The organism is Aeromonas sp. 9A, from assembly GCF_963900955.1.
Classification (GTDB): domain Bacteria; phylum Pseudomonadota; class Gammaproteobacteria; order Enterobacterales; family Aeromonadaceae; genus Aeromonas; species Aeromonas salmonicida.
In genome coordinates this window covers 2,809,579-2,835,372 of record NZ_CAWRFG010000001.1, presented here as the reverse complement: position 1 = coordinate 2,835,372, position 25,794 = coordinate 2,809,579, and the positions used below count along the sequence as shown (strand labels likewise).

At 58.4% G+C, this 25,794-nt stretch carries 29 protein-coding genes; 8 read left to right on the top strand and 21 right to left on the bottom strand.

From position 1 onward, the window contains the following. The first annotated feature begins 209 nt into the window (after positions 1–209). Positions 210–797, top strand: a complete 588-nt coding sequence (locus tag AACX78_RS13175) for an FMN-dependent NADH-azoreductase (protein WP_201302850.1) — start codon at positions 210–212, stop codon at positions 795–797. A gap of 99 nt (positions 798–896) precedes the next feature. On the opposite strand, the gene AACX78_RS13170 is transcribed toward AACX78_RS13175, so the two are convergent. From AACX78_RS13170 to AACX78_RS13155, 4 genes are all read right to left on the bottom strand, one after another. Next, a complete protein-coding gene (locus AACX78_RS13170; protein ID WP_005311246.1) occupies positions 897–1,076 on the bottom strand; it encodes a hypothetical protein in 180 nt (59 codons plus the stop codon). 163 nt (positions 1,077–1,239) lie between these two features. Then, positions 1,240–1,428 (bottom strand): DUF4250 domain-containing protein, encoded by a 189-nt coding sequence (locus AACX78_RS13165; RefSeq protein ID WP_058393964.1) that lies wholly within the window; start codon positions 1,426–1,428, stop codon positions 1,240–1,242. Further along, a complete protein-coding gene (locus AACX78_RS13160) occupies positions 1,425–1,895 on the bottom strand; it encodes a MarR family winged helix-turn-helix transcriptional regulator (protein ID WP_005311250.1) in 471 nt (156 codons plus the stop codon). The genes AACX78_RS13165 and AACX78_RS13160 overlap by 4 nt, the downstream gene beginning before the upstream one ends. A 170-nt stretch (positions 1,896–2,065) precedes the next feature. Continuing rightward, on the bottom strand, positions 2,066–3,280 hold the full coding sequence (locus tag AACX78_RS13155) for a UPF0149 family protein (RefSeq protein ID WP_159166460.1): 1,215 nt from the start codon (positions 3,278–3,280) through the stop codon (positions 2,066–2,068). Between the two features lie 212 nt (positions 3,281–3,492). Here AACX78_RS13155 and AACX78_RS13150 point away from each other — a divergent pair, with 212 nt between their 5' ends. Then, positions 3,493–4,371 carry a CvfB family protein gene (locus AACX78_RS13150; protein ID WP_005311254.1) on the top strand — a complete coding sequence of 293 codons (879 nt, stop codon included), beginning with the start codon at positions 3,493–3,495 and terminating at the stop codon, positions 4,369–4,371. Further along, on the top strand, positions 4,372–4,683 hold the full coding sequence (locus AACX78_RS13145; RefSeq protein ID WP_159166458.1) for a DUF1289 domain-containing protein: 312 nt from the start codon (positions 4,372–4,374) through the stop codon (positions 4,681–4,683). It begins immediately after the preceding gene. A gap of 44 nt (positions 4,684–4,727) precedes the next feature. Here the strand turns inward: AACX78_RS13145 and AACX78_RS13140 are convergent, their stop codons facing one another. Then, positions 4,728–5,051: an HI1450 family dsDNA-mimic protein gene (locus AACX78_RS13140; protein ID WP_005311259.1), complete on the bottom strand. Its 324-nt coding sequence runs from the start codon at positions 5,049–5,051 to the stop codon at positions 4,728–4,730. A 142-nt stretch (positions 5,052–5,193) separates the two neighbouring features. On the opposite strand from AACX78_RS13140, the gene AACX78_RS13135 reads away from it, so the two are divergent. Further along, positions 5,194–5,334: a hypothetical protein gene (locus AACX78_RS13135; protein WP_162829730.1), complete on the top strand. Its 141-nt coding sequence runs from the start codon at positions 5,194–5,196 to the stop codon at positions 5,332–5,334. A 63-nt stretch (positions 5,335–5,397) separates the two neighbouring features. On the opposite strand, the gene mtgA is transcribed toward AACX78_RS13135, so the two are convergent. From mtgA to minC, 5 genes are all read right to left on the bottom strand, one after another. Beyond that, positions 5,398–6,168, bottom strand: a complete 771-nt coding sequence (mtgA, locus tag AACX78_RS13130; protein ID WP_192896124.1) for a monofunctional biosynthetic peptidoglycan transglycosylase — start codon at positions 6,166–6,168, stop codon at positions 5,398–5,400. Continuing rightward, a complete protein-coding gene (locus AACX78_RS13125; RefSeq protein ID WP_005311263.1) occupies positions 6,153–6,479 on the bottom strand; it encodes an HI1450 family dsDNA-mimic protein in 327 nt (108 codons plus the stop codon). Before AACX78_RS13125 ends, mtgA begins: the two co-directional genes overlap by 16 nt. Positions 6,480–6,673: 194 nt before the next feature. Continuing rightward, positions 6,674–6,940 carry a cell division topological specificity factor MinE gene (gene minE / locus AACX78_RS13120; RefSeq protein ID WP_005311265.1) on the bottom strand — a complete coding sequence of 89 codons (267 nt, stop codon included), beginning with the start codon at positions 6,938–6,940 and terminating at the stop codon, positions 6,674–6,676. Positions 6,941–6,942: 2 nt separating this feature from the next. Then, the gene (gene minD / locus AACX78_RS13115; protein ID WP_005311266.1) at positions 6,943–7,755 is read right to left on the bottom strand and encodes a septum site-determining protein MinD; all 813 of its coding nucleotides are present in this window, start codon (positions 7,753–7,755) and stop codon (positions 6,943–6,945) included. 18 nt (positions 7,756–7,773) lie between these two features. Next, positions 7,774–8,490, bottom strand: a complete 717-nt coding sequence (gene minC, locus AACX78_RS13110) for a septum site-determining protein MinC (RefSeq protein WP_159166456.1) — start codon at positions 8,488–8,490, stop codon at positions 7,774–7,776. Between the two features lie 106 nt (positions 8,491–8,596). Here minC and AACX78_RS13105 point away from each other — a divergent pair, with 106 nt between their 5' ends. Both AACX78_RS13105 and AACX78_RS13100 read left to right on the top strand, forming a co-directional pair. Beyond that, positions 8,597–8,875 (top strand): YcgL domain-containing protein, encoded by a 279-nt coding sequence (locus tag AACX78_RS13105; protein WP_059167725.1) that lies wholly within the window; start codon positions 8,597–8,599, stop codon positions 8,873–8,875. Beyond that, positions 8,875–9,834 (top strand): lytic murein transglycosylase, encoded by a 960-nt coding sequence (locus tag AACX78_RS13100; protein ID WP_159166455.1) that lies wholly within the window; start codon positions 8,875–8,877, stop codon positions 9,832–9,834. The genes AACX78_RS13105 and AACX78_RS13100 overlap by 1 nt, the downstream gene beginning before the upstream one ends. A gap of 169 nt (positions 9,835–10,003) precedes the next feature. On the opposite strand, the gene AACX78_RS13095 is transcribed toward AACX78_RS13100, so the two are convergent. From AACX78_RS13095 to ppnP, 3 genes are all read right to left on the bottom strand, one after another. Beyond that, positions 10,004–11,374, bottom strand: a complete 1,371-nt coding sequence (locus AACX78_RS13095) for an L-serine ammonia-lyase (RefSeq protein WP_159166454.1) — start codon at positions 11,372–11,374, stop codon at positions 10,004–10,006. A 286-nt stretch (positions 11,375–11,660) separates the two neighbouring features. Further along, a complete protein-coding gene (locus tag AACX78_RS13090) occupies positions 11,661–13,043 on the bottom strand; it encodes an L-serine ammonia-lyase (protein ID WP_159166453.1) in 1,383 nt (460 codons plus the stop codon). Positions 13,044–13,255: 212 nt separating this feature from the next. Then, positions 13,256–13,540, bottom strand: coding sequence for a pyrimidine/purine nucleoside phosphorylase (ppnP, locus tag AACX78_RS13085; protein WP_201302849.1), 285 nt, complete (start codon positions 13,538–13,540; stop codon positions 13,256–13,258). 269 nt (positions 13,541–13,809) lie between these two features. Here ppnP and AACX78_RS13080 point away from each other — a divergent pair, with 269 nt between their 5' ends. Further along, entirely contained in the window at positions 13,810–15,048 is a 1,239-nt protein-coding gene (locus AACX78_RS13080) for a dicarboxylate/amino acid:cation symporter (protein WP_099993332.1), read from the top strand. Positions 15,049–15,096: 48 nt separating this feature from the next. Here AACX78_RS13080 and AACX78_RS13075 read toward each other — a convergent pair whose 3' ends face one another. After that, entirely contained in the window at positions 15,097–15,513 is a 417-nt protein-coding gene (locus tag AACX78_RS13075) for a MerR family transcriptional regulator (protein WP_005311283.1), read from the bottom strand. Positions 15,514–15,645: 132 nt separating this feature from the next. Here AACX78_RS13075 and AACX78_RS13070 point away from each other — a divergent pair, with 132 nt between their 5' ends. Next, the gene (locus AACX78_RS13070; protein WP_159166451.1) at positions 15,646–16,809 is read left to right on the top strand and encodes an acetyl-CoA C-acyltransferase; all 1,164 of its coding nucleotides are present in this window, start codon (positions 15,646–15,648) and stop codon (positions 16,807–16,809) included. On the opposite strand, the gene AACX78_RS13065 is transcribed toward AACX78_RS13070, so the two are convergent. From AACX78_RS13065 to AACX78_RS13035, 7 genes are all read right to left on the bottom strand, one after another. Continuing rightward, complete coding sequence (locus tag AACX78_RS13065; RefSeq protein WP_034524016.1) at positions 16,806–18,029, bottom strand: EAL and HDOD domain-containing protein; 1,224 nt, start codon at positions 18,027–18,029, stop codon at positions 16,806–16,808. The two genes, AACX78_RS13070 and AACX78_RS13065, sit on opposite strands and share 4 nt — an antisense overlap. Before the next feature lie 158 nt (positions 18,030–18,187). Then, the gene (locus AACX78_RS13060) at positions 18,188–19,444 is read right to left on the bottom strand and encodes an outer membrane protein transport protein (protein WP_159166450.1); all 1,257 of its coding nucleotides are present in this window, start codon (positions 19,442–19,444) and stop codon (positions 18,188–18,190) included. Positions 19,445–19,697: 253 nt separating this feature from the next. Then, positions 19,698–20,984, bottom strand: a complete 1,287-nt coding sequence (locus AACX78_RS13055; RefSeq protein ID WP_159166449.1) for an outer membrane protein transport protein — start codon at positions 20,982–20,984, stop codon at positions 19,698–19,700. A 408-nt stretch (positions 20,985–21,392) separates the two neighbouring features. After that, positions 21,393–22,136, bottom strand: coding sequence for a DUF3379 domain-containing protein (locus tag AACX78_RS13050; RefSeq protein ID WP_159166448.1), 744 nt, complete (start codon positions 22,134–22,136; stop codon positions 21,393–21,395). Continuing rightward, positions 22,129–22,719, bottom strand: a complete 591-nt coding sequence (locus AACX78_RS13045; protein WP_011898743.1) for a sigma-70 family RNA polymerase sigma factor — start codon at positions 22,717–22,719, stop codon at positions 22,129–22,131. Before AACX78_RS13045 ends, AACX78_RS13050 begins: the two co-directional genes overlap by 8 nt. Positions 22,720–22,755: 36 nt before the next feature. Then, positions 22,756–24,294, bottom strand: a complete 1,539-nt coding sequence (locus AACX78_RS13040; protein ID WP_407704470.1) for a hypothetical protein — start codon at positions 24,292–24,294, stop codon at positions 22,756–22,758. Beyond that, the gene (locus tag AACX78_RS13035) at positions 24,288–25,793 is read right to left on the bottom strand and encodes a tetratricopeptide repeat protein (protein ID WP_159166446.1); all 1,506 of its coding nucleotides are present in this window, start codon (positions 25,791–25,793) and stop codon (positions 24,288–24,290) included. Before AACX78_RS13035 ends, AACX78_RS13040 begins: the two co-directional genes overlap by 7 nt. Between the last annotated feature and the right edge of the window lies 1 nt (position 25,794).

Below are 25,794 nucleotides of genomic sequence, written 5' to 3'. Positions count from 1 at the left end.
AAAAAAGTGCGGCGGATCATAACGGCAATCGTTTGTTCTGCCAAGCATTGGGCGGTTGGCCATGGGGCCGTTGGCGATAGAATGAACTAAGGTCAAAATTTTTGAATAAGTTGAGCATCTATTTTCGCTATCCGCAGAGAAGCTCAATGTTTAGAGTGACCTCCATCGACAGCCAAGCTGTTCAACCGACAACCAAATGGAGTTTCACCATGGCCAATATCCTCGTACTAAAGTCCAGCATCCTGGGCCAATATTCCCAATCCAACGCTCTGATAGACGGCTTCCTGGCTGACCACCAGTCCGACACAGTCACGGTGCGTGATCTGGCGACCCTGAACCTGCCGGTGCTGGACGGCGAGCTGGCCTCGGGTCTGCGCGGTGGTGACAACCTGAACGAACGTCAGCTGGCCGTCATGGCACAATCCGACGAGCTGATCGCCGAACTCAAGGCGAGCGATCTGGTGGTGATTGCCGCCCCCATGTACAACTTCAATATTCCGACACAGCTGAAAAACTGGATTGACCTGATTGCCCGTGCCGGCGTGACCTTCCGTTACACAGAGACAGGTCCGGTCGGTCTGGTGGAAAACACCCGCGCCCTGGTGATCAGCCCCCGTGGCGGCATGCACGTCGGCAGCGCCACCGATCTGGTGACCCCCTACATGCGTACCGTGCTGGGTTTCATCGGCATCAAGGACGTGGACTTCATCTACGCCGAAGGCATGGGCATGGGTCCGGATGCGCAAGCCAAAGGCATTGAGCAGGCCAAAGGCCAGCTGGAAACCCTGGCACTCTGATCAAGAGACTGGCCATGCTGTACCAAACAAAACAACGCAGCCCTTGGGCTGCGTTGTTGTTTCTGTGCAGGTATAACGACAGTGGCCAGTCGGGGCGGGTCAATCCTGAATGAAGTGACGACAGCCGCTGCCCACCATCAGGCACACGGCAACCAGAGAGCCCAGCAACAGGGTGCTGAGCCACTGCTCGGCGCTGTCAGGCAGGCTGGGGGAAAACAAACTGATCATGAGAATGGCGCAGAGGGTGATCAGGGTGGTCTGTCGGGTCAGGATCATCATGGGTCGTCCTTGGCTGGCGTGTCACGGGTCAGAGGCTAACGGCCGTGTATGACAGCTTGATGTATCCATACATGTCGCTGGGTGTCATTCCACGGTGTCATCATCACCATATCAGCTTTTAGCGCCGGGGCCAGTGCCGTTGGCCGGGTTGTGATCCGGATCCCTATCTGAACTGTTTCTGATCCGGCAGGTAGTGGAAATCGCCGCTGGCAAGCCTGGCGACCAGGGCCTCCTGGTCGAGATCCTGTGCCTTGCAGAGATCGTCCAGATCATCAAAACGATCACGCAACTGCATATTGACCAGGCTCAGCAGCATGTTGACATCCATGGTGGCGAAATTGTTCAGGTTCATGACTTGTGCTCGCTATCCAGCAGGTGCAGTTGTTCGATGGCGTCGCTGACACTTTGCAGGTGCAGACGAATGGACTGGCGCGCCTCGGCAGGGAGGTAATCGGTGAGGGTATGCTGCCAGCTGCCCGCTTCGGTCTTGAGCTGCTGGAACAGGGTGAGCCCGGCATGGGTGAGAGAGACCAGGCTGACCCGCTTGTCCTGTTCGCTGCTCTCGGTAAACAGTATCCCCTTCTCCACCAGTCGGTGGATTTCGCGGGAGATCCGCACCTTGTCCATCCCGCTCGCCTCCACCAGCTCTTTCTGGCTGATGGGGTAGTTGGGGCCGAGCACCATCATGAGGCGCCATTGGGGCACCGTCAGCTGATAACGCTGCTGGTAAAACTGCTCAAAGGTATCGCGCACCATCTCGGCGGCGTGAACCAGCTGATAGGGGGGGTAGTGCGCAAGCAGCTCTATGATTTTTGACATATGACATCCTGCTGTGACGGCTGCATCGGGTGCAGTTTCTCTTGATACTTTGACCTTGATGATACGTAACACAAGGGCGTTTGTCTGAACATGCACCAGAGAAATGTGCGGTTGCGCACGTCATACGCCGCAACCGGGTCTGTTCGAAGCTGATTTATACGACTGGCTGCTCAGCCTTTACGCAACCAGATCAAGGCGTTGTGCTTGAGCCAAGCCTCGCGGCTCTGCAGTGTGTAGAGCGCTGCTTCATCGCGACTACCCGCCTGCCAGCTCTGGGGCTCCTGTTTGGGGAGTTTGCGCTGGCCCAGCAGACAGGCCGGAATATGGGCATTGGCCTTGATGGCGGCGTCCAGCTGCGGCTGAGCCGCTTCGGGGCCGTCACAGGCAAATACCATCAAGGCCCTGTTGTAAAGTAGCCAGCTGGAAGCCTCGTCGAAGCGCATCAGCAAGGCGCGCAGGGCGGCCCAATCCCCTTGCAGCGCATAGAGACTGGAAAGAGGATAACGGCAGCCCAGCTCGTCGGCGATGCACAGGTCGAGCAGCGCCAGATATTCCTGGCGAGCCTGCTCCAGCTGGCCGATACGCAGCAGGCAATCGGCGCGGCCAGCCCTGGCGGCGAGCAGCGGACGTGCCTCGTGGGCACTCCAGCCGTGGCCAGCCATCTGCTGCCAGAAAGCGGCATCGAACAGCGGCTCGGCATCGTCAATCACCTTGTCAAACCAGCCAAGACGAGCCAGGGGATCGCGGCAAGCATCGGCCAGCTCGAACCACTGCTGCCACTGTTCGGCCTGCTCGCTATCGAGGGCGGCCTGAGTGCCGGGCACTCCCTGATACTCATCCAGCTGCAGCAGCTGGTTGAGCGCAGTCTTCATGTTCTGACGTTGACGTTTGCAAAATTCCATAAAGGGCAGCTCACTGCCGGCGGCCGCGTGCAGCATCTGGGCCATGGGCTTGTCGCGAAACAGGCTGAGTTCGGCGGCCAGACTGAAACGGTACTGGGTGGTGGGATCGTTCAGATCCTTGGGCTTGGGCCAGCTGGCAAATCCCTGACTGAAACCGTAGCACCACTGACCGAGGGGGTGACTCTGCTCGAACACTTGCTCCGGGCTGTCGGTAGAGAGGCGGCACTGGCTTGGCAAGGCCAGCTGGGCCTCGTCGGCCTGAGCTTCCAGCTCGGCGATCAGATGGTGCAGCGCGTCGCTGCTCTTCTCATCCAGTTCGGTGTCATGTGGCAACAGACCGGCCAGCGGGGCCTGCCAGTCAGGGGCATCCGGCCGCACCAGACGGGCGCACAGAAAACCGTGCAGCGCCGGGTAGGTCATGTCCTGCCCACTGTGGGTCTGGATCCATTGATTGAGATGACGGGTACGAGTGGATGGATTCATCGACAGTTCCTCTGGATTTGAACAGCGGCGCAGTCTACCCAAAAGTGGGGGTATTTGCAGTAAAGCACCGGCCGAATGACGATTATATCGCCATAAACCGTGAAAACGGCCTCGAAAATCATGCGGGAGCAGGGCAAGGGGCTAGGCCCTGTTGCCGCTCTTGGGGTAACATGCGCGCCCATACGGGCAATGAAAAATTGACCATCCGGATAATGAAAGAAGAGATCAGCATGTTACAGATTGGCAAGATGAACACCCTCACCGTAATCGAGCTTGAAGACAGGGGCGCTTGGCTGGCGGCCGACGAATATGGCGAGCTGCTGCTGCCCAAGCGTCAGCTGCCTGAAGGGGTGGCTGAAGGTGACGGTGTGGAGGTCTTCCTCTATCTGGATGCCGACTGTGAGCCTGTGATCACCACCGACAAGCCGTTTGCCATGGTGGGCGACATAGTCGGGCTCAAGGTGGTCAATGCCAACAAGATCGGTGCCTTCCTCGACTGGGGCATGAAAAAAGATCTGTTTGTGCCGACCCGTGAGCAGAACAAGCCGATGCAGGTGGGCCACGTCTATCTGGTGCATCTGATGCTCGACAACGAAGGCCGCATGGTAGGCACCAGCCGGCTGGAGCGGTTCCTGCGCACCGATAACCCCCCCTTCAAGGCTGGTGACGAGGTAACAGCACTGCCGGGTGAGCATACGCCGCTTGGCATCAAGGCGATCGTCAACGGTGAATATTCCGGCATGCTGTTCAAGAACGAGGTATTTGGCCGGGTGATGACGGGTCGACCGCTGACCGCCTGGGTCAAGCAGGTACGTGACGACGGCAAACTGGACTTGACCCTGCAAAAGCCGGGCATGGATCGGATGGACGATGCCGGTGGCCGGATCCTGACCCGGCTGATGAAGCAGGGTGGCAGTCTGGCGGTGGGTGACAAGAGCGAACCCGAGCTGATCTACAAGCTGTTCAACATGAGCAAGGGCACCTTCAAGAAGGCCATCGGCGGCCTCTACAAGCAGGGCAAAATCGTCATCGAAGACAACTGCATCACCCTGGTTGCCACAGATACCGACTCGGCAGTGGACAGCGAGTAAGTGCCGAGTCCCTGTATCGGCCACTGTCAGGCCAAGGGCGGGCTCTGCCTCGGCTGTGGCCGTACCCTGACCGAGATTGGTCACTGGTCGGCCATGGAGAGCGACGCCCAGCTGGCGGTGATGGCAGAGCTGGACGGCTCGAAAAGCACCCATGCGTGCCCTGGTTGCGGCGAGCCGGCATTTTGCGCCGTGTCGGCCGGTGCAACAATCGCACAGTGCTGGTGCAGCCAGTTGCCTGCTCTGCCCATGAGCGAGGCCAGCGCCTGCTGGTGTCGCCGCTGTCTGGCCAAGGCCATTGCAGCGCAGCCCTGAGCGGGGGCATACCAGAAAAGAGAAAGGCGCCGAGGGCGCCTTTTTTATGCCTGTTGCTGGCGATGCCAGCGCACATGGACATCGTGCTCGTTGAGAAAGCGGGGCAGCAGGAAGGTGGCGTAGATCACCTCAAACTCATCCTGATGGTCCAGCAAGCCAACCCACACCTCGACCCAGGACTCCATGTCGACCGGTACACCGAGTTCGGTTGACCAGTCTCCATTGGGCAGGGTCGCCTCGACGGCGCCACGCTGTTCGAACTCCAGTGTGATGTCGACGATTTGTTCGGGGGCCAGCATGTCTGCGGCCTGCTCAAGAAACTGATCATAGGCCCATTCGACCAGCTGATCCGGGGTACGTTGTTCCATGAAATCACTCCAGATACATCGAGGTTCGCTACTGTAGCAAGTATTGGCGGTGGCGGCCAGACCGGTGCGGATACCGATCCGCCACCTGTCCAACGGCGCGGGTAGAAGGTATGGTTGAAGGGGGATCCACTGGAGGGGTGTCATGAAGCGACGAGTGCGGAGACAGCAGATCAAGCGACGACGGGAGGCCTGGTGGTGGCACTATCTGCCGCTGCACCAGAGCACGGTGGGCGGTCATCTGGGCCCGCCGGCAGAGACATTGCCTGCTGACCCCGATCCCTGATAGATGACGCTGATGTGCTCAGGGGCGATGTACGGCTATCCGGGCATGCTCTGTGCCCGATCCTCAATCGTCCTTGTATACCTTGTTGAGGGTAGCCTGGCCAAGTTGACCCATCTGGCGACGGATCCAGGCCGAGCGTTGCTGAACATAGGGGGAGGGAGGCTGGACCCGATAGCGCCAGGGATTGGGCAGGGCGGCAGCCAGCAGAGAAGCCTCGTAACGAGTCAAGCGGGCGGCCGATTTGCCAAAATAGTGCTTGGCGGCGGCCTCGGCGCCATAGATGCCGGGGCCGAACTCCACGATATTGAGATAGACCTCGAGGATGCGGGATTTGTCCCAGCCCAGCTCCATCAGCAGGGTAAACCAGGCCTCGATCCCCTTGCGCAGGAAGCTGCGATCGCTCCACATGAAGAGATTCTTGGCCGTCTGCTGGCTCAGCGTGCTGGCGCCACGTACCCGCTTGCTGCGCTGGTTGTGCTTGAGTGCCGAGCTGATGGCATCCATGTCAAAGCCGCTATGGTCGGCAAAGCGCTGATCCTCTGCGGCGATCACCGCCAGTTGCAGTTCCCGCGAAATACGATCTATGGGCACCCAGTCATGCTTGACCACGGCTATCTTGGCGGGCGGAAACAGGGCCCGTTCGATGCGCCAGGTCCACATGGGGGGATCGATGAAGCGCAGCAGCACCACCGAGACGATGGAGCCGAGCAGGACTGCCGCCAGCAGCTTGCCGAGCCAGCTCAGCATGCGCCGTCCCAGAGCCGGACGTGCCGGCTCGGGGGCATAATAGCGGGGACGCAGATCATCGGGATCCGGAATTATTGGGGCAACCATTCGATGTGGCAGAACTTCTCGTCAACACGGCGGGAGAGCAGCATGCGGGCAAACAGGTGCTCATATTCTTGTTCGGCATTACCAAGCCCGATCCAGATTTCGGCATACTCGGTATCGCTTACGGCAAATCCCACGTCCGCTTCCCAGTCATCGGCCGGATCGGTTTCCGCCAGCAGGCCGCGGCTGTTGAACTCCCGGTTGAAGACGGCAATCTCCTGCTCCGGCAAGTTGTCGGAGGCCAGCTCCATGAAAAGTTCGAGTGCGGTGTCGAGCAGTTCCTCGACGCTGTGCATTTCATCGTTCAAAGACATAGATCGTCCGTTCCAGATAATAAAAATGAGACGCCCCGTCGGCGAAGCCGAACAGTGGCGCGGTATTCTAGCTGGCCCCCTCTTCCTTGGCGAGATCAGGCGTGCGGCCCGCCCTGTTTGCGGCAATAAAAAACCGGATCCTGGTACAGGATCCGGTCTTCATTGGGGGAAGGGGTCACGCATGGGGCGTCAGCTCATCCCTTTTTGTCATCGGCGAAGGTGATGTTGAGCTCCAGCACAGACAGCTCATCACTCTTCTTGTCCAGCTGGACCGTGATCTTGTCAGGGTCGATCTGCACATACTTGCGGATCACATCCAGCAGGTCCTGCTTGAGCTGGGGCAGGTAATCCGGCCCTCCTCTGGATGAACGCTCGTGCGCGACTATGATCTGCAACCGCTCTTTGGCCAGTTGTGCGGTGTTTTGTTTCTTGTTGGAACGAAAATAATCCAATAATGACATGTTTAACTCCCGAACAGTCGGCTAAAGAAGCCCTTCTTTTCTTCTTCCAGAAAACGAAAATCCTTGGTGTCGCCCAACAGGCGGGCAACGGCATCCTCATAGGCCTGACCGGCATCGGACTCCTTGTCCAGAATGACCGGCTCCCCCGAGTTGGAGGCGCGCAGCACAGCCTGGGACTCCGGGATCACCCCGAGCAGCTTGATGGCCAGGATATCCTGTACATCCTGTACGCTCAGCATGTCGCCACGGTTGACGCGGGTCGGGCAGTAGCGGGTGAGCAGCAGGTGTTCCTTGATTGGGTCTTCGCCGCGCTCAGCACGACGGGACTTGGAGGCCAGGATGCCAAGGATGCGATCCGAGTCACGCACGGAAGAGACTTCCGGGTTGGTGGTGACGATGGCCTCGTCGGCGAAGTAGAGCGCCATCAGGGCACCCGCTTCGATCCCGGCTGGCGAGTCGCAGACGATGTAATCAAACTTCATTTCCGCCAGCTGATCCAGGATTTTCTCGACCCCTTCATGGGTCAGGGCGTCCTTGTCCCGGGTCTGGGACGCAGGCAGGATGAACAGATTTTCGCAGCGTTTGTCCTTGATGAGGGCCTGATTGAGGTTGGCCTCACCGTTGATCACATTGACGAAGTCATACACCACACGCCGCTCGCAGCCCATGATGAGATCCAGGTTTCTCAGACCGATGTCAAAATCGATGACCACAGTCTTGTGGCCACGCTGAGCCAAACCTGTACTCAGGGCCGCGCTGGTTGTGGTCTTGCCAACGCCACCTTTACCCGATGTAACGACTATGATTCGCGCCATTCTCGCTTCCTTGTAACTCTATTTGATATGGTCTATTCGGAGTTGTTCGTTATCCAGCCGGACATGCACCGGCTGTTGTATCAGGCCTGCCGGCAGTGCATCGCTCAGTTGGAACGTGCCTGCGATGGATAGCAGCTCGGCCTGCAATTGCTGGCAATAGATCCGCGCCTGGGTGTTGCCCTTGGCTCCGGCAATGGCCCTGCCACGCAGGGCGCCATAAATATGTATGCTGTCGTCGGCGATGACTTCGGCCCCCTGGCTCACCGAGCCCAGTATCACCAGCGAGGTGCCGGCGGCGTAGAGCTGTTGGCCGGAACGCACGGGGCCCACGTGCACCTTGCTCGGCACCAGAGGCGCCGGCGCGGCCTTCACCTCGGCCACCGGAGACGGGGTGGGTTCCGGTAGTGGCAGCGGCTCGACCTTGCGGCTCTTGCCAGAGGCCATTACCGCCAGCCCCGCGGCCTTGGCTGCCGTCTTCATCGCCTCATCCCTGGCGCCCGTGATCCCGACCAGCACGAAGTCCTCTGATTCGACCAGCCCTTTGAGCTGGCCAAAATCGGGGATATCCGCGAGTCGTTCCACATTGATGACGAGGGGGGCACAATTAAAAAACTGAGGCGCCTGGGCGACTTTTGCCGCCAGTAACTGACGGATCCGCTCAGGCTTGCCATCGCTGATATGCAACACAGAAATAGTGAAGGTAGTCCCTTTCAATTCGTTATCGCGCTCAACCATGATCTTCCCCGAGACAGAGACGGTAATCCGTTATTGTTATTCAATTCCTGATGTTATAGTTTGCCACCATCAGAGGCAATAAACCCGTCGGATTATATCAACTTCCATGTTATGTGCAGTCTATAAAAGTCGTAAAAAAGCCGAGACCTATCTTTTTGTTGAAAGAAGAGAGGATTTCTCCCGCGTACCCGAGGTGCTGATGAGTACATTTGGTCGTCCAGAGCTGGTATTGATGACCAAGCTGGATCCAGCCAAGCCCCTGGGGATTGCCTCGACCAGCCGGGTCATGGAGGCGCTCGGCAGTCAGGGCTTCTACCTGCAGGTGCCACCGCCGCCCGAAAATCTGCTGGAACAGCACAAGGCACAATTAAAGGTCAGCCGCTGATGAAGGGTCAGCTGGCACTGTTATTACTGGGGGGACTGTTAAGTTCTCAGTTGCAGGCCAGTCCCGATTTTGAGCGTTACGTGATTGGCCTCAAACAGGAAGCACTGGCGGCCGGTATCAAGGCCGAGACAGTGGCGGCTGCGTTTGCCGATATTCGGGTCATCGAACCTGCCATCAAGCACGATAAAAACCAGCCGGAATTTAAAGTGACGCTGGACACTTATATTCCCCGTGCGGTCCCGCAGTGGAAAGTCAATCAGGCCAGGGCCCTATATCGTCAGCATTTGCCGCTGCTCACAAAAATAGGGGCAGAATATGACGTACAACCGCGCTTTATTGTCGCCTTGTGGGGCGTCGAAACCAATTTCGGTAAATTGACCGGTAAATTCCCGCTCATTTCTTCACTGGCCACGCTGGCCTGGGATGGTCGACGTGAGGCCTTTTTCAAAGGGCAGCTGTTTGATGCCCTGCATATCATAGAGCAGGGACATGTGACCCCTGCGGCCTTCAAGGGCTCCTGGGCCGGCGCCATGGGGCAGGTGCAGTTCATGCCATCTTCCTTCCTCAAATACGCGGTGGATCAGGATGGTGACGGCAAGAAGGATTTGTGGGGCAATCTCGCGGATGTGTTTGGTTCGGCAGCCAATTATCTGCATCAGAATGGCTGGCACGGGGATGAAACCTGGGGCCGTCAGGTCAAGGTGCCCAAGACGCTGGATCCTGCCTTGCTCGGGCTGGAACAGTCCAGGCCGTTATCGGCGTGGCAGGCACTGGGTGTGAGGCAGCTCGATGGCACAGCCTTGCCCCGCGCCGAGATGCAGGCCTCCCTGGTTCGCCCCGATGATGTGGAAGGGCGTGCCTATCTGGCTTATCCCAACTATCTGGTGCTGCGCCACTGGAATCGCTCCCACTATTTCGTTGTGGCGGTGGGAACCCTGGCCGATCGCATCGTGGAGTAGCTGGCTCAGATCCTGGCACTTCCTCTGATTGGGCATTTCATACGATAAACAAGGGATGCGATTGCAGAGTGAATAAATCGCAGCGGTAATCCAGAGGGCGGGCGTCTCCAAATAGCAGGCAAAAAAAAGGCGGGAATTCCCGCCTTTTTGTGTTTTTGGCAAACACTGCTTATTCGCAGGCAACCTGCATCACCTTGATGGCCAGACCACCACGGGAGGTTTCACGGTACTTGGAGTCCATGTCCTTGCCGGTGATGTACATGGTCTCGATGACTTTGTCCAATGACACGCGCGGCTTGGAGGTGCGACGCAGGGCCATGCGGGAGGCGTTGACCGCCTTCATGGCGGCGATGGCGTTGCGCTCGATGCAGGGGACTTGCACCTGACCGGCCACAGGATCACAGGTCAGACCCAGGTTATGCTCCATGCCGATCTCGGCTGCTTCACACACCTGTTCCGGGCTGCCACCCATCAGTTCGGTCAGGCCGGCGGCGGCCATGGAGCAGGAGACACCCACTTCACCCTGGCAGCCCACTTCGGCGCCGGAGATGGAGGCGTTCATCTTGTAGAGCATGCCGACGGCGGCGGAGGCCAGATAGAAGCGGGTGTATTCGTCACGGCCGACCGGCTGGATGAACTTGTCGTAGTAGGCCAGCACGGCCGGTATGATGCCCGCGGCGCCGTTGGTCGGCGCGGTCACCACGCGGCCGCCGGCCGCGTTCTCTTCACTCACCGCCAGGGCAAACATGTTGACCCAGTCGACGATGCTCATCGGATCGTTGGAGAGATGTTCATTGGTGGTCAGCTGACGGTAGAGCGGGGCGGCACGACGGGGCACGCGCAGCGGACCGGCCAGGATCCCTTCGGTACGGCAGCCGCGTTCGATCCCCTCTCGCATAGTGGTCCAGATCTTGCCAAGTTTCTTGTAGATCTCTTCCGGGGTGTTGAAGCACTTCTCGTTTTCCAGCATCAGGGCGGAGATGGAGAGACCGGTCTGGCTGCAATGTGCAATCAGTTCAGCTGCGCTCTTGAACGGGTAGCTCACCGACATGTCGCCACTGTCGGCCTTGCCGAAGTTCTCTTCGTCAACGATGAAGCCACCACCGATGGAGTAGTAGGTCTTGCTGTAGATAGCCTCATCTTCGATAAAGGCGGTCAGCTTCATGCCGTTTTCGTGCAGCGGCAGCGCCTCGTCATGGAACACCATGGCGCCTTTGGGGAAGCTGACAGTGTGGCAGTGCAGGCCGATCGGCAGGCGGCCGGTCTGCTCGACACGGGAGATGAATTCGGGGATGCCGTCGATGTCGACATTTTCCGGCAGGTTGCCCGCCAGACCCATGATGATAGCGGTATCGGTGTGATGACCTTTGCCGGTCCAGGAGAGCGAGCCATAGACATCGACCTGGATCCGGGTGATGTCACGGATCTTGCCGCCAGCACGCAGTTCATCCACGAACTGTTTGGCAGCTTTCATCGGGCCGACAGTGTGGGAAGAGGAGGGGCCAACACCGATTTTGAAGATATCAAAAACGCTGATCATGTAACAATTACCTCAGGATAGAAGGGGGCGCCATGCCCACTCGCAGAAACGGGATGATCCATGGGACGAGGGCGTCGTCGCCGAGGTCAATGAACCAGATAACCCTAGTGTAACGATTCAAAGCCTAAAAAAAGTTGAAATAGATCTATTTTTGTTGAATCAGAGGCGCGAGTATAAAATTTATTTTGATGCTTATCCATTTTGTTAAGCACTTGGCAAACGTTTTGCAAAAAAATACCCGGCCAGGCCGGGTATTGCGGGAAAAAGTGGAGTCAATTGGCTGTTTTTAACATTCTGTAATGTTAACAGCCAGGCCGCCGCGGGCTGTCTCCTTGTACTTGGTCTTCATGTCGTTGCCGGTTTCCCACATGGTTTTGATCACTTTGTCCAGCGACACCTTGTGTTCACCTGTGCCACGCAGGGCGAGGCGGGCGGCATTGATGGCCTTGACTGCGCCCATGGCGTTGCGTTCTATACAGGGCACCTGCACCAGCCCTCCCACCGGATCGCAGGTGAGACCCAGGTTGTGTTCCATGCCGATCTCGGCGGCGTTTTCGACGATGGCGGGGCTGCCGCCCAGGATCTCGGTCAGGGCACCGGCGGCCATGGAGCAGGCGACGCCCACTTCTCCCTGACAGCCCACTTCGGCTCCCGACAGCGAGGCGTTTTTCTTGTACAGGATGCCGATGGCGGCGGCGGTGAGGAAGTAGCTCAGCAGCAGCTCGTCATCCACCTTGCGCACAAAGCGATCGTAGTAGTGCAACACGGCGGGAATGATGCCGGCGGCGCCGTTGGTAGGGGCTGTGACCACACGGCCACCGGCGGCGTTCTCCTCGTTGACTGCCAGCGCAAACAAGTCCACCCACTCGATCACCATCAGGGGATCCTTGTTGAAGTTGGTCTCGCAGTTGAGCTGGCGATGGAGGGCCGGGGCCCGGCGCTTCACTTTGAGGCCGCCCGGCAACACTCCTTCGCTGCGACAGCCGCGTTCGACACAGGCCTGCATCGCCTGCCAGATCTTGCGCAGACCGGCTTTGATTTCCTCTTCGCTCCGAAATACCTTCTCGTTGGCCAGCATCAGACCCGAGATGGAGAGACCGCTCTCCTGGCAATGGGCCAGCAGCTGGGCGCCGCTCTCGAACGGGTAGGGGACGGGGTGGGCTGCATCGAAGCGGGCTGCCTCTTCCTTGGCGTTGGCAAAATGGCTCTCCTCTATGATGAAGCCACCGCCGATGGAGTAGTAGGTCTGCTCAAGCAGCAGGGCATTGCCTGCGAATGCGCGCAGCGTCATGCCGTTGGAGTGAGCGGCCAGGGTCTTGCGGCGATTGAAGATGATGGCACCGACCCGGGCGAACTGGCTCGGCTGCTCACCCGCCAGCAGCAAGGACTGGCTGCGATCCACTTCGCTCAAGAAGGCGGGAATGGCTTCGATATCCACCGATTCCGGTTCAAAGCCAGCTAACCCCAGAATGATGGCCTTGCCTGTGCCGTGACCCTTGCCGGTCTGGCCAAGAGATCCGTAGCACTCGACTTCCACCCGTTCTGTGCCAGGCAGCAGACCTTGCTGCTTGAGCGCGTTAACAAAGGCGTAAGAGGCCCGCATCGGCCCCACCGTATGGGAAGAAGAAGGGCCGATCCCGATGGAAAACAGGTCGAAGACACTGATCATGACACCACTCCGATGATGGGTTTCGTCTAAACATTGTAAATTTTTTGTAGTCGATGGAAAGCGGGGAAGCTGAGGCGTGTGATGGCGGCATACAAATGAGTGGCTGGCAGCGGGCAAAGAAGGTTGGAATGAGCGCACTGGCATCAAAGAGAAGGAGCGAGACCCGGGCCCGCTCCTTTGCACTGTTCAGTCACTCATCTGCATTCGGTCACTCAGTCGAGGAATTCGCACAGATAGGCGGTGGGCGTTTTCACTTCCAGCTTGAAAGAAGAGTGGCCGGCCACCTCGAAGGATTGGCCCTGACTGTAGGTGTGCCATTCGTCCTCATCGGCCAGCTGTATGGTGAGAGCACCCTTGACCACCGTCATTCGCTCGGGGGCGGCAGTATTGAACTGGTAGTCACCGGCTTCCATCACACCAACGGTCGCTTTGTCACTTTTTTGCTCGAAACCGATGGATTTTACATTTCCGTCAAAATATTCGTTAACTTTCAGCATGTTTTCATCCCTGTATGCACGTTTGCCCAGCAAAAGTAGCACAATGTTTTGTCAGTTGTCATGAATAAAGCTGGGAAAATCGTCATGTTCCTTTTGAATCTTCACTTTGTCGCAAAGTTATCAATAAGTTCCGTTAACGATTTGTCGATTTAAAACAGCAGATAAATATGAGATAAAACGCGCGCTCAGGGGAATAAACAGGTGTTTTTCCCCTGTCTGGTTAATTGCACTGGGAAAGTGTGAATTTTTGCTAAATAAAGGAACATTCTGTGTTAACAAAAGGACTCATTAAGAACATTGGCTTCCAGGTTGTGGTTGCCATGGTGCTGGGCGCATTGGTGGGGGCGTTCATGGGTGAACAAGCCAGCATCTTTGCACCGCTTGGTACCCTCTTTATCCAGCTGATCAAGATGCTGGTGATCCCGCTGGTGGCAGTTGCCATTCTGTCGGGGGCCGCCAATCTGGGCGCCAGCCCGGCTGCGGGCAAGATAGGCGTCACCACCCTGGCTTTCTTCCTCGGCACGTCGGCACTGGCCGTGCTGCTGGCGCTGGTGATGGGGCAAGTCTTCAAACCCGGTGTCGGCGTCGAATTTGGCTCCATGGCCTCCATGTTCTCCGGCGACTACGCCGACAAGGGCGCCCTGCCGGATGCGGTATCTACCTTGCTTGGCATGATCCCGACCAACGTCTTCCAGTCATTGAACGAAGCCAACATACTGCAGATCCTGGTGTTCTGCATGTTCCTTGGCATCGCATTGGCCAAGCAGCCCCGTGAGCGAGCCAAACCGCTGATAGATGGGCTCAACACCCTGGTGGACGCTTTCGTCTGGATGATCAACAAGGTGATGCTGATTGCACCGCTCGGTGTGTTCGGCCTGATGGCCGAGGCCATTGGGACCTACGGCTTCGACGTGTTGACTCTGGTGCTCAAGTTGTTCGTGGTCTATGTGGCTGCCATCCTGATCTTCGGGTTCGTGGTCTACCCGCTGCTGGTTGTGCTCTTCTCCAACACACCGGTGCGCAAGTACTTCTCCGCCATGAAGAAGCCGCAGATCGTGGCTTTCTCCACCGCCTCTTCCATGGCGACCCTGCCGGTGACGCTGCAGACCTGCGAAAAAGATCTCAAGGTGAGCAATGCCACCGCCTCTTTCGTACTGCCACTTGGCGCCACCATCAACATGAGTGGCAACGCCATCTATTACGGTCTGGTTGCCATCTTCTTTGCCCAGGTGTTCAACGTTGACCTCGGCGTGGGGGCTTGGGTGGCCATCATCCTTACCTCTACTCTGGGGGCGATTGGTCAGGCCGGTGTACCGGGCCCGAGCTTCCTGGTGGTGGCCGTGTTGCTGGCTGCCGGTATCCCCATCGAGGGTCTGCCGCTGTTGTTCGCTCTGGATCGTCTGTTCGACATGATCCGTACCGCGCTGAACATCACAGGGGATGCGGCCTGCGCCGTCATCGTTGACCGTTACAGCCCGGATTACGACCCGGACCGCTGGTCAAAATAACAGCTACACAAACGAGTCAATGACAAAGGGGCCTGCCGGCCCCTTTCTTTATGGTGTCTCACCCGTGTTTCGCTGCAACTGGGCCAATGCCTGCTGGCAGCGCTGCTCGGCGGCGTCGAGCTCCAGCAACACCATCTTGATGTCTTCCAGCTGCTGTTGCAGCGTTTCCCGCTTGTCGGCTACCAGTCCCAGCATGGTTTGCAGCTGGGTACGGCTGCTCTTGTCTGCATCATAGAGATCAAACAGATCCCGGATATCCGCCAGGCTGAAGCCCAGCCGCTTGCCGCGCAAGGTCAGTTTGAGGCGCACCCTGTCCTGCTTGCTGTAAATCCGGGTCTGTCCCTGACGGGCAGGGTTCAACAGTCCCTGATCTTCATAAAAACGAATACTTCGGGTCGTAACATCAAATTCACGGGCCAGTTCGCTGATGCTGTAGGTCCGTGAGTCATCCTTGGTTCGGTTCATGGCGCTATCTTGACTGTCATTTTGTTGTCAATGCAGGCTGGCACCTTACCCAAACGTCAACTGCCCCGCAAGTCTTGTTCCAACAGCGGGAGCAGCATATGTTATGTCCATGTAACAAGGAGAGTGCAATTGATGGATATTGTGATTGTTGCGGCCAAGCGTACCCCCATGGGGGCCTTCCAGGGAGCCTTGGCCAACTTGACCGCTCCCGAGCTCGGCGCTTGTGCCATTGCTTCCGCCATGGCACAAGCCGGGCTCAAGGGAGAGCAGATCGATGAAGCCTACATGGGCAATGTGCTCAGTGCCGGGGTGGGGCAGGCACCCGCCCGTCAGGCTGTGTTGAAGGCAGGTTTGCCGGAGAGTGTGCCATGCACCACTGTCAACAAGGTGTGTGGTTCCGGCATGAAGGCGGTGATGCTGGCGGCAGACAGCTTGCGTCTGGGTGACACCGACATAGTGATCGCCGGCGGCATGGAGAGCATGAGCCGGGCGCCTTACCTGCTCGACAAGGCGCGCAGCGGTTTTCGCATGGGGCATCAGAGCGTGCTGGATCACATGTTCCTCGACGGCTTGCAGGATGCTTACGAAGGCCAGTTGATGGGGCATTATGCCCAGTTGAGTGCGGATCGCGCCGGTCTGGCCCGCTCCGACATGGACGCTTTTGCCATTGCTTCCCTGACGCGTGCGCTGGCGGCCCAGCAGAGCGGTGCTTTCAAGGCCGAGCTGGCCCAGGTTACTGTCGGTGACACCCTGCTGCTCGCCGAGGATGAGCAGCCTGCCAAGGCCAGGCCCGACAAGATCCCCCATCTGAAACCGGCATTCAGCAAGCAGGGCACCATAACGGCTGCCAATGCCAGCTCCATCTCGGACGGAGCGGCGGCGCTCATCCTGATGCGAGCCGAGACGGCGGCGCAGCTGGGCCTGCCTGTGCTGGCCCATCTGGTGGGTTATCAAAGTCATGCCGCTGCGCCTGCCGAGTTTACCAATGCGCCCATCGGCGCCATCAATGCCTTGCTATCCAAGATCGACTGGCGGGCGGATGAGGTCGATCTATTCGAAATCAATGAGGCGTTTGCCATGGTCAGCATGCTGGCCATGGCGGGTTGCAACCTGCCTCATGACAAGGTGAACGTGAACGGCGGGGCCTGCGCACTGGGGCATCCACTGGGGGCGAGTGGTGCCCGTATTCTGGTTACGCTCATTCATGCACTGCATGCGCGCAGTCTGAAACGGGGTGTGGCAAGCCTGTGTATCGGTGGAGGGGAGGCGACTGCCGTCGCCATCGAGTTGAGCTAATCTGTTTCCGCCATGGCCTGGAATTGCTGATTGACCCAGGCGGTGGCGGCCAGATAGAGCTGGCTGACCTTCTCTTCATTGAGCCCGAGTCGGGCCGTTCTGGCGGTAATGCGCTGCCAGTTCGCACTCTCATAATCTTCACAAAACGAGAGATAGAAACCCAGGTTGCCCTTGCGTTCCAGCAGGGCGACCCGGATCTCCTCGATCAGGGGGATAGTGCCGAGCAGCCTGTCCATCGGCTGCTCCATCAAGACATCCAGCAAAGAGAACAGACCCGTGATAAAGGCTTGCTGCGCCTCCTGGGTCGGGGCATGGGTGTGCGCCAGCAGCTCGCAAAAGCGGGCCCGGATCATGGACATCTGATAGAGCTCGGCACTCTTGCCATGGCCCGCGCTGGTGGCGGCGACCAGGGTCACGAAGCGCTTGAGCTGGGTGTGCCCCAGATAAACGGCCGCCTGGCGAAACGAGGAGATGGGGTTGGCGTGGCTCTTCAGGTGATTGACGTAACGCAACAACTTGAGGGATAGCGAGATATCCTGACTCAGCAGCTGTTCGATACGATTGAGATCCGGCTCCTCCTGGTTGACTACATTGAGCAGTTGCATCACCACCACCTGGGCGGGCTGCATTGTGGTCTGCCTCACCATCTCGGGACGGCTGAAGAAGAACCCCTGGAACAGATCGATACCGAGCCGCTTCACCCGTTCAAACTCCGCCTTGTCTTCGACTTTCTCCGCCAGATAAGTGAGCTTGAGATGCTGATGTTGCTGGATGAACACCTTGATCCGCAACAGCGAGGTGGCGCGCAGATCGAACTTGATGATGTGAATATAGGGCAGGAAGCGCTCCCATTCGTCCGACATGGTGAAGTCGTCCAGCGCCAGCTGATAACCAAGCTCATGCAACTGCTGCACTTTGGCCAGCAAAGCATCGTCAGGATCTGCATCTTCCAGGATTTCGATGACGACCTTCTCTTGTGGCAGACATTCCGCCAGCCCTTCGAGCAGAAGGGAGTGGGGAAAGTTGATAAAGCAGGGCCGCCCGCCAAGCAACTGATCGATGTTCTGTTGCAAAAACTGCTCGACCACCAGTCTGGCCGTGGCCTGCTGGGAGGAGATCACCGGAAACACATTATCCAGACTGTCGCGAAACAGCAGCTCATAGGCATAGGTGTTCAATTCCCGATCCAGAATGGGCTGCCTTGCTACGTATGAATACATGCATCTCTCCAGCGTGAGTACTGGATTGATTTTATTGTGAAGATGAGCACTATGCCAGCGCGGCGGGACCGGAAACAGTCAATAACTGGCATAGTGCTTGAATGGAAGGGCCGGGGTTGGAAGAGCCGGGTTGGAAGAGCCGGGTTAGAAGAGCGGGGTTAGAAGAGATAGTTCAGCTGCAGGCCAGCCAGCCAGGCATCCCCTTCCGAGGTGCCCTGGAAGGTAGAGGTGGTTTGCGGGATCCCGGGCTTGAGCTCCATGGTCTCGGATACATCCACTTTCTTGCCGTCGATCAGCGTCAGGCCCAGATCCAGCGAGAGGTTGCGATCAAACTGATAGCCTACACCGGCGCTGTACCAGACCCGGTCCGAGTCAGGGATGGAGATGGTGCGGCGATCGGCCGGGACCGGGCTGCGATCGTAGGCAATACCTGAGCGCAGTTGCCATTGTGGTGCCAGCTGATAGGTCAGGCCCAGCGCATAGCGCCAGCTGTCTTCCCAGTGCTCATCCTTGATGTGCATGATGCCGTGATTGTCGAGCTCGGATTCGAGCTGCACGAATTTGCTCCAGTTGGTCCAGTTGATGCTTGAGTGCAGCGCCAGGGTCGGGGTCAACTGATGGAACAGAGCCAGCTCGGCCGTGGCGGGCAGGGGCAGATCCAGGCTGCCGGTGTCGGTAAACGCCTGACCATTTTGCTCGATGCCGATGGCATCGCCGGAGAGCGTCAGGGTCACATCATGCCGGTAGGAGAGACCCAGGCGGGTTGTTTCTGACAGCGCCAGCAGAGTGCCAAGGTGCCAGCCCATGGCCCAGCCATCCCCTTTCAGGTGTTTGGCTATCTTGTTGTTGGAAGGGAAGGTGCCACCCACTTCTCCCTCACCCTGAATGGCGGAAAGGCCGCCGCCGACAGACCACATCTGATTGATGCGATAGGCCAGCGAAGCACTCAAATCCAGGGTCTTGATGTCCGAGATATTGCCGAAGTGACCGGCATTGTAATTATCCGGCATCTCGACGCCGAGGCCGTAGTAGGAGGTGGCTGCCAGCCCCAGTCGCCACTGCTCATTGAGCGGCACTATCAGATAAGCGTTCGGGACCCAGGCATCGCCAGCAATATCGTGGGCTGCTGCATCCAGATTGACCGGACCCATGGCGGTAGGCACCCGGGTGGTCCCCTCTATGTTGACGTCGGGGCGGACATAGATGAAACCACCAGAGAAAGCCACTGTATCGAAACGAGTCATGGCGGCCGCATTGCGGGAGAGCACGCTGGCGTTGTCAGCGATGGCTGCCTCGCCTGCGAAGGCGCGGCCCATGCCGGTAGCGGATTGTTCGGCCAGCTGGAAACCTGCTCCCTGGGCCTGGCTTGACAGTACCAGCAGGGCGACAAGAGATGGCTTCATAAAGGAGTGCATTGCGTTGTCCTTGAAAATGAACGCTGGGTTCAATCGGTCTTATGGTCGGGTGCAGGATTTTATATGGTATGACCAGTAAGGCAACGGGCTCAGCCCTGTAGGGTGTAAAACAAGATTAAATGCTGAGAAGTAGGGGGCTAATGGCTTGATAAAAAAGGAAATGTGAACAGGTGTTTGCTACAGCTGTACGCTGAAAACAGGATGTTTAATAAAAAAAGAGCGCCCGTAGGCGCTCTTTTGGTTCTGCAGATAATCAGAATTTCATGTTGAACTGAGCGGAGGCCAGCAAAGCAGTACCGCTAGAGGTACCCTTCCAGCGTACCGGATCGGAGTGGCTGGTAAGGCCTTCGTTCACGTCCACTTTCTTGCCATCCAGATAGGCCATGCCGAAATCGACACTCATGTCCTTGTCGATGTTGTAGGTGGCACCAGCGCTATACCAGACGCGGTCGGAGTCCGGAATGCTCAGGCTGCGATATTCAGCCTCGATCGCGGTCTTGTCATAGGCGAAACCGATGCGGGCTTCCCAGGACGGATTGATGTACCAGGTTCCGCCCAGAGCGTAACGGGTGGAGTCCTTGAACTTCTCGTCTTTTTGCAGACAGACGCCGCCGGCGCAGGAGTTGCTGGTGGCCTTGAGCTCCTGGAAGGCGCTCCAGTCAGTCCAGTTGACGGAGTAGTGCACGGCGAACTGCGGATTCAGACGGTGGTAACCGGCGAACTCGGCCTGGGCCGGCAGATCCAGTTTCAGATTGCCATCAACAGTGTTGTAGCCTGAGCTCAAACCCTTGAAGTCACCGTCAAAGCTCAAATCCACTTGGGAGCGATAGGTGAGAGCGAAACGATGATCCTCGTTTACCTCGTACATGGTGCCGACGTTCCAACCAAAGCCCCAAGTGTCGCCTTTCAGGTGCGCTATGGCGGTGTCGCTGTTATGGACTATACCTGTCTTGGCGGTCAGGGCCGGGGCGAGGGCACCGGCATAACGGTTTAGCTCGGCCTTGGCGTAGACTGCGTTGATGCCGGCACCGATGCTGAAGTTTGAGTTGATGCGATAGGCGATGTTCGGGTTGATGTTGAAGGTCAGCAGCTCGGTATCACCGGCACCTGCACCGGCAGCGAAGTTCTTGGAGTACTCGGTCGCCAGACCGTAGTTGGAGAACATGCCGATACCCCAGGCCCACTGATCGTTCAGTGGCTGGATAAAGTAGGTAGCAGGGACGAAGGCATCCGGTGCGATATCAGATTGGCTGGCGCTGGCCATTTTAGCGGGGCCTGCATAGATATCACCTTCAACATCCACATCCGGCTTGATGTAAGTACCGGAAACGGAGAGTGCCATCTTGTCAAAACGGGTCATGGCTGCCGGGTTGCGTGACAACACGGCTGCGTTGTCGGCAATGGCGGCTTCCCCTGCATACGCACGACCCAGACCGGAGGCCGAGTGTTCGTTCAGCTGGAACGCGGCAGCGAAGGTTTGGGTACTGGCCAGGGTAACGGCGGCCGCGATCAGGCTTTTTTTGAAAAAGGCAGTTGTCATAGTGTTCTCTCTTGTAGGCAGATTTTCTGTCAGCATCAGGGCTTTTTTGCCACCGTATACGACAAGATCTGTTGTTATTTCAGCTTCTTCCCATTCAATTCTGGCGTGATTCTATGGATCTGGTAGGAGGTAAGAAATCAGACCAGTGACAGCAGAATACATAAAAGTGTCTATTGTGTTAATCATTTGTTTTAACTTGGCGTTTAAACAGTCTCTTTTGCCAGTTATTGAGTGAAAATTGAACGTTGATGCTGATCTGCATCACAAAAATAATTTTGGCTATTTGTGGTGATTGGGCGCTAATGGGTGAGGATTGTGGCGTTAAAGGAGAAGAACGAGCAGACAACCGGATTGTCCGCTCGTATAACGGACACTATGCCGCCTGAGTCAGGATCACGTTAAATCCGGTTAAATCGACCAGTGCAAACGGGACTCCAGTTCCTGCGCCACCGGGTTCAATGTCTCCTGCATATCCCCGATCAACACCATGTTGGCTCCCTTGAGCTGCACTATCTCTCCCTTGAGTTGACCGTCATCGAAATTAGGCTCAAGAGTGAGTGGCACGTGTTTGGGTACCAGAAACAGGGTGACAGGCCCCATCTTGCCCTGGATCACCATGTGCAGCGCCGGCCCCTGGTAGAAAGCACAGTGATTGACATAGGTTACTTTCATGCCGTCCATGCCCATCAGGGTGGCGCCATATTTTTCCATCTTGGCGTTGATGGTACGCAGGCTCACCTTCTCATCCACATCCTTGATGAAGGGCTCCTCCCCATAGACGTGAGCCATGGCGACCTGACCGAGTGAAAGCTCTCCCGGTGTTGTCAGTGGCCAGCTTAACCAGCGGGTACTCATGCCAAGCAGGAAGGCGACCGACGCGGCCATGGCCAGCATACGCCAGCTGCTGCGTGGGCGAGATGGCAGCGGAACAACCGTTTCTGGCTCTGCCTCCAGCGCCTGCCTGAGCAAAATACGCTCGGCCAACCCTGCCGGCACCTCGACTTCCATGGCCTGGTGCAGGTGGCGATCCAGCTGTTTCATCTCGTCCATGTGCTTGCGATTGGCAGGGGAAGCCTGCGCCGCCTCGAGAAACTCGGGAGTCTGTTCCAGTGGATGGGTGATGGCCCGACGGCGAAATTCCAGCTCATCCATGGGTATGTCCTCTTTGTTGTGTCTTTGACTCCATGGCCTCTTTGATCTGGTTGCGGGCCCGAAACAGGCGAGTCATGACGGTATTTTTGTTCAATCCCAGCTGCGTCGCTATCTCGTCGCCGCTGAATCCCCCCAGCACCTGCAGCAGCAAGGGTTCCTGATATTCGGCGGGCAAACGGGCGATATGGCGTCTAAGCCATTCGTGCTCCATCTCCTGCTCGCTGTGCAAGGCATCCGGATCGCTCTGGGGATGCTCGTCGAGATCGATGAGATCAAATTGCCTGCGCTCGAAACGGCGGGCGTTCTCCCGCCGCAATATGGTGATGAGCCAGGCCTTGGCGGCTTTGTCATCGACCAGCGTATCAATGGCCTTCCAGGCGCGCAGGAAGGTCTCTTGCACCAGATCTTCCGCCACCTGGGGATCTCTGCACAGCCAGTAGGCGTAGCGGTAGATGTCCCCGTGCAGGGCATGCACCAGAGCCTCGTATTTGGTTTGTTTGTCTGCCATGCCTTCATAGACCGGAGAAGCCGTTGGATCCTTTCCGACCGTGGCACCTTTTTTTCTGAAAAAACCTAACGCCATCGCTGGGCTTCCTTTTAAATGGGGGATCCTGAGGGATCAGTGGCCTCGTCGGGCCAGCTGCCGGAGGCCATAGGTTATCGCAAATGTCTCGTACGCGCACAGCGGGCCGGCGAGCCCTTGCCAACAAGCCAGGTTGTCAAGTGATGTCCCATAGGCGGTGAAACAGGCCCGTTCCAGCGCGGCAAGTCTGGCTGCCAGGTGGGGATCCTGGCGACAGGGCAGGGTGGTGAGGTGGGCATGACGCCGGTGCCAGCGCAGACCGGCCCACTTTAGCAGAGCCTGTCTGGCATGGTTTGCATCTGCGCGCTGCAGCGTTTGTTGCAAGCGGTAGAAGGCGTGCCAACGTGGCCACCCTTGCCAGAGTGCGCGCAGCAGCAGGGCCCAGATAACCCAGTAGAGGCTCTCATCACTGGGGCCAACAGGTCCGCGTTCTGCGGGCGTGGTCGCATCCATGTGCACCGATATGGCAGGTAGACGAGCATGTTCGATGCGCCCGTTTTGGGTGTTGAACCAGGGCACTTCTATGACTGGCAGCAGATAGTCGCCAGGCTCGGTGGCAGTGAGGGCCTGACGCCACTGGCGCTCGAAACGCAGCGCCCCTTTGGCCAGAAAGCGCTCCTGTTGTTGCTCTCCGTCCGGCCTTGCCTGCATGCCAGCAGGCATATTCGCAGAGATCCCCGCCAGTTGGGATAAGGCTCGCGTGCCATCACCCCCTTCCATTATCAGCGTCAGCGTGCGGATCACCGGCTCGCCGGCCCTGGCGCCCGAAGCCGGACTCAGCTGCTGGCTCAGGGTCAGCTGGCTTGCCACGGGTTGCACCGGCGCCTTGTCAATCTTCACAAACAGGGTAGCGGCTCTGGCCGAGAGGGGGTCGCTGGTGCCGTTATCCTGCGGCAAACGGCCCTGAAAACGCGGCGAGGCCAGTGGGTGAAGTCCGGGGGCTCGGGCTTGCAACAGCCAGCTGCGGGTCAGCCGACCCGGTAATCCCGGTCCTGCCGGGGCTTGCCATTGATCATCCCCGAGTCGACGTATGGTAAAAGCGTCACTGTCGGGTTCGGTGAGATTGGGGGCTTCCATGTTGGCTGGCAGCCAGAGGCTGAGCTCATAGATGAAGGGCTGACCGGGATAGAGGGGCCCCTGATGCAGCACCCTGGCCTGCAATTCGATGGGAGAGAGGGCTGCTTGGCTGGGTGCGGATACAAGAGTCCCGGTCTGGCTGCGTTTTGGCAACGGCACCTCAGGGGTCTGTTCCGATCCCAGTGACAGTGCGGGAACAATATGGGGACCGGCATCCAGGGTATGCAGCGGGATCTGCCAGCGGGTCAGGCTGTGGACTGGCGTTGTGACCCGGCGGATGGTCACCTTGCCCACAGCGAACTGGCGCAGCAGGGGGGTGATGATGAGCTCGTTGCTCTGACGCTCACCGTCCGCTTCTACGATAAGCAACCAGTCGCGGCTGTCGGCACCCGGCAGCAGCTCGGCCCGTGGCGGCGCTGCCAGCACTGGGTGTGCAAACAGCCAGAGCAGCAGCCAGCAAGGGAGTAAGAAGCGAAGAAGAGGCGCGCTCTTTACCAAGGCTCTTCTCCTTTGTACTCCTGGCCCCATTCTGTCTTGAGCAACTGACGGCGCTGAGCCTCTTTGCGCAGCCGCTGCTCCAGCAGCAACACTGGTGGAGAGGGGGGGAGCTGGCTGTCCGGCGAGGCTGCTTGCTCGGGAGCGTCTATGGGGTCGGGATCCTGCGCCTGTGGGGTCGCTTGCGGTGGCTGAGCCCGCAGCAGAGCAAGGTTGTAGCGTGCATCCTCGTGATTGGGCTCCTTCGCCAACGCAGCCAGATAGGCTTGCTCGGCAGCGACAAGGTTACCGAGTTGCACCAGTGCGTTGCCCCGGTTGTAGTGAGCAGTGGCACTGGTTGCACTCGCATAGGCGGCGGCGGCCTGGGCATAGTCGCCGGCTCTGTACCAGGCATTGCCACGCCAGATCGGATCCTTGAAGTCGCGTGCTGCAGCCAGATAGCGTCCCTGTTGATAGGCGTGCCAGGCCTGGCTCTCCTGCACGGATAAAGAGGCAGTGGGAGCTGCCTGCAAGGGCTGAGGGTTGAGGATCCCAAATCCGGTCCCCAGCAACAGCAGCCAGAGTGTGCCGACGCGGGCCAGCAGAGCCAATGGCAGCAGGGGCAGCAACAACCAGAGGCCGAGATCCTGCGACTGATTGGCCGTAAATGTCTGGGTCATGGGGAGCGGTGCAAAGCGTGGAAGCCCCGCCTGCAACCACTGCAACTGGCCACCCAGCTCGCGGGCAAGCTGTTGCATGATCGTCACATCGGGGGCTGGCAGCTCGCGGGCGAGCGCAGCACCAAAGCCCTGCACTTCGCCGGAGACGGGGGGCAACCGGCTGGCCTTGCCGCCGCTGGCGAGCAATATATCCAGGCGTGGCGCTATACCTTCATGGCAAAACAGCTCGTCCTGGCAGGGCCAGAGTGCGCGGATCCGGTCAGCCTGTCTTGCCGAGAGGCCGTCGCTGATCAGCAGCAGTCGTGCACGCTGGCCTGGGGCTATCTGGCTGAGGGCCAGCGCCACGGCGCGCTCAGGGGCACTCCCCTGTTTGGGCATGATGGCCGGACGCAGGTCGGGCAACAGCAGCGCTATGGCCTGATGATCCCGGGTGGCAGGCATGGCGAGGTAGGCATCACCGGCAAACAGAATAAGGGCGATGGGGCGTCCCTCTTTGTTCGGGAGGGCCTCGGCCAGCATATCTTGCAGCAGCAGGCGCACCCGGGTTGCCCGGTCCGGCAGCAGATCGGTGGACAGCATGGAGCGGGAGAGATCCAGCAACCAGATGTCGAGGGCGGGGGATGCAATGGACTGGCTCTGCTGGCGCAGGGCGGGGCCACTCAAAGCCAGTATGACGGGCAGACAGGCCAGCCAGAGCCAGGGACGGGGGCGGTGGCGTCCCGGCAGCAGGTAGGCTTGCATGGCGGGGGCGAGCAGAGGGGCCTGTTTGCGATGACGCCAGCCGTGCCACAACCAGGGCAACAGGGCCAGCAGCCAGAGCGGGCGTAGCAGTATCAGCTCCATG

Excerpts from the sequence above, each read along its gene's own strand:
- AACX78_RS13160 (WP_005311250.1), bottom strand. The coding sequence starts at position 1,895 with ATGTCAAAAATCATAGAGCTGCTTGCGCACTACCCCCCCTATCAGCTG.
- AACX78_RS13090 (WP_159166453.1), bottom strand. The coding sequence starts at position 13,043 with ATGATCAGTGTCTTCGACCTGTTTTCCATCGGGATCGGCCCTTCTTCT.
- AACX78_RS13140 (WP_005311259.1), bottom strand. The coding sequence starts at position 5,051 with ATGGAACAACGTACCCCGGATCAGCTGGTCGAATGGGCCTATGATCAG.
- minC (WP_159166456.1), bottom strand. The coding sequence starts at position 8,490 with ATGGTTGAGCGCGATAACGAATTGAAAGGGACTACCTTCACTATTTCT.
- AACX78_RS13055 (WP_159166449.1), bottom strand. The coding sequence starts at position 20,984 with ATGACAACTGCCTTTTTCAAAAAAAGCCTGATCGCGGCCGCCGTTACC.
- AACX78_RS13105 (WP_059167725.1), top strand. The coding sequence starts at position 8,597 with ATGTTATGTGCAGTCTATAAAAGTCGTAAAAAAGCCGAGACCTATCTT.
- minE (WP_005311265.1), bottom strand. The coding sequence starts at position 6,940 with ATGTCATTATTGGATTATTTTCGTTCCAACAAGAAACAAAACACCGCA.
- AACX78_RS13100 (WP_159166455.1), top strand. The coding sequence starts at position 8,875 with ATGAAGGGTCAGCTGGCACTGTTATTACTGGGGGGACTGTTAAGTTCT.
- AACX78_RS13060 (WP_159166450.1), bottom strand. The coding sequence starts at position 19,444 with ATGCACTCCTTTATGAAGCCATCTCTTGTCGCCCTGCTGGTACTGTCA.
- AACX78_RS13150 (WP_005311254.1), top strand. The coding sequence starts at position 3,493 with ATGAAAGAAGAGATCAGCATGTTACAGATTGGCAAGATGAACACCCTC.
- AACX78_RS13065 (WP_034524016.1), bottom strand. The coding sequence starts at position 18,029 with ATGTATTCATACGTAGCAAGGCAGCCCATTCTGGATCGGGAATTGAAC.
- AACX78_RS13070 (WP_159166451.1), top strand. The coding sequence starts at position 15,646 with ATGGATATTGTGATTGTTGCGGCCAAGCGTACCCCCATGGGGGCCTTC.
- AACX78_RS13170 (WP_005311246.1), bottom strand. The coding sequence starts at position 1,076 with ATGATGATCCTGACCCGACAGACCACCCTGATCACCCTCTGCGCCATT.
- AACX78_RS13045 (WP_011898743.1), bottom strand. The coding sequence starts at position 22,719 with ATGGCGTTAGGTTTTTTCAGAAAAAAAGGTGCCACGGTCGGAAAGGAT.
- AACX78_RS13135 (WP_162829730.1), top strand. The coding sequence starts at position 5,194 with ATGAAGCGACGAGTGCGGAGACAGCAGATCAAGCGACGACGGGAGGCC.
- minD (WP_005311266.1), bottom strand. The coding sequence starts at position 7,755 with ATGGCGCGAATCATAGTCGTTACATCGGGTAAAGGTGGCGTTGGCAAG.
- AACX78_RS13165 (WP_058393964.1), bottom strand. The coding sequence starts at position 1,428 with ATGAACCTGAACAATTTCGCCACCATGGATGTCAACATGCTGCTGAGC.
- AACX78_RS13095 (WP_159166454.1), bottom strand. The coding sequence starts at position 11,374 with ATGATCAGCGTTTTTGATATCTTCAAAATCGGTGTTGGCCCCTCCTCT.
- AACX78_RS13125 (WP_005311263.1), bottom strand. The coding sequence starts at position 6,479 with ATGTCTTTGAACGATGAAATGCACAGCGTCGAGGAACTGCTCGACACC.
- AACX78_RS13075 (WP_005311283.1), bottom strand. The coding sequence starts at position 15,513 with ATGAACCGAACCAAGGATGACTCACGGACCTACAGCATCAGCGAACTG.
- AACX78_RS13175 (WP_201302850.1), top strand. The coding sequence starts at position 210 with ATGGCCAATATCCTCGTACTAAAGTCCAGCATCCTGGGCCAATATTCC.
- mtgA (WP_192896124.1), bottom strand. The coding sequence starts at position 6,168 with ATGGTTGCCCCAATAATTCCGGATCCCGATGATCTGCGTCCCCGCTAT.
- AACX78_RS13050 (WP_159166448.1), bottom strand. The coding sequence starts at position 22,136 with ATGGATGAGCTGGAATTTCGCCGTCGGGCCATCACCCATCCACTGGAA.
- AACX78_RS13155 (WP_159166460.1), bottom strand. The coding sequence starts at position 3,280 with ATGAATCCATCCACTCGTACCCGTCATCTCAATCAATGGATCCAGACC.
- AACX78_RS13035 (WP_159166446.1), bottom strand. The coding sequence starts at position 25,793 with ATGGAGCTGATACTGCTACGCCCGCTCTGGCTGCTGGCCCTGTTGCCC.
- ppnP (WP_201302849.1), bottom strand. The coding sequence starts at position 13,540 with ATGCTGAAAGTTAACGAATATTTTGACGGAAATGTAAAATCCATCGGT.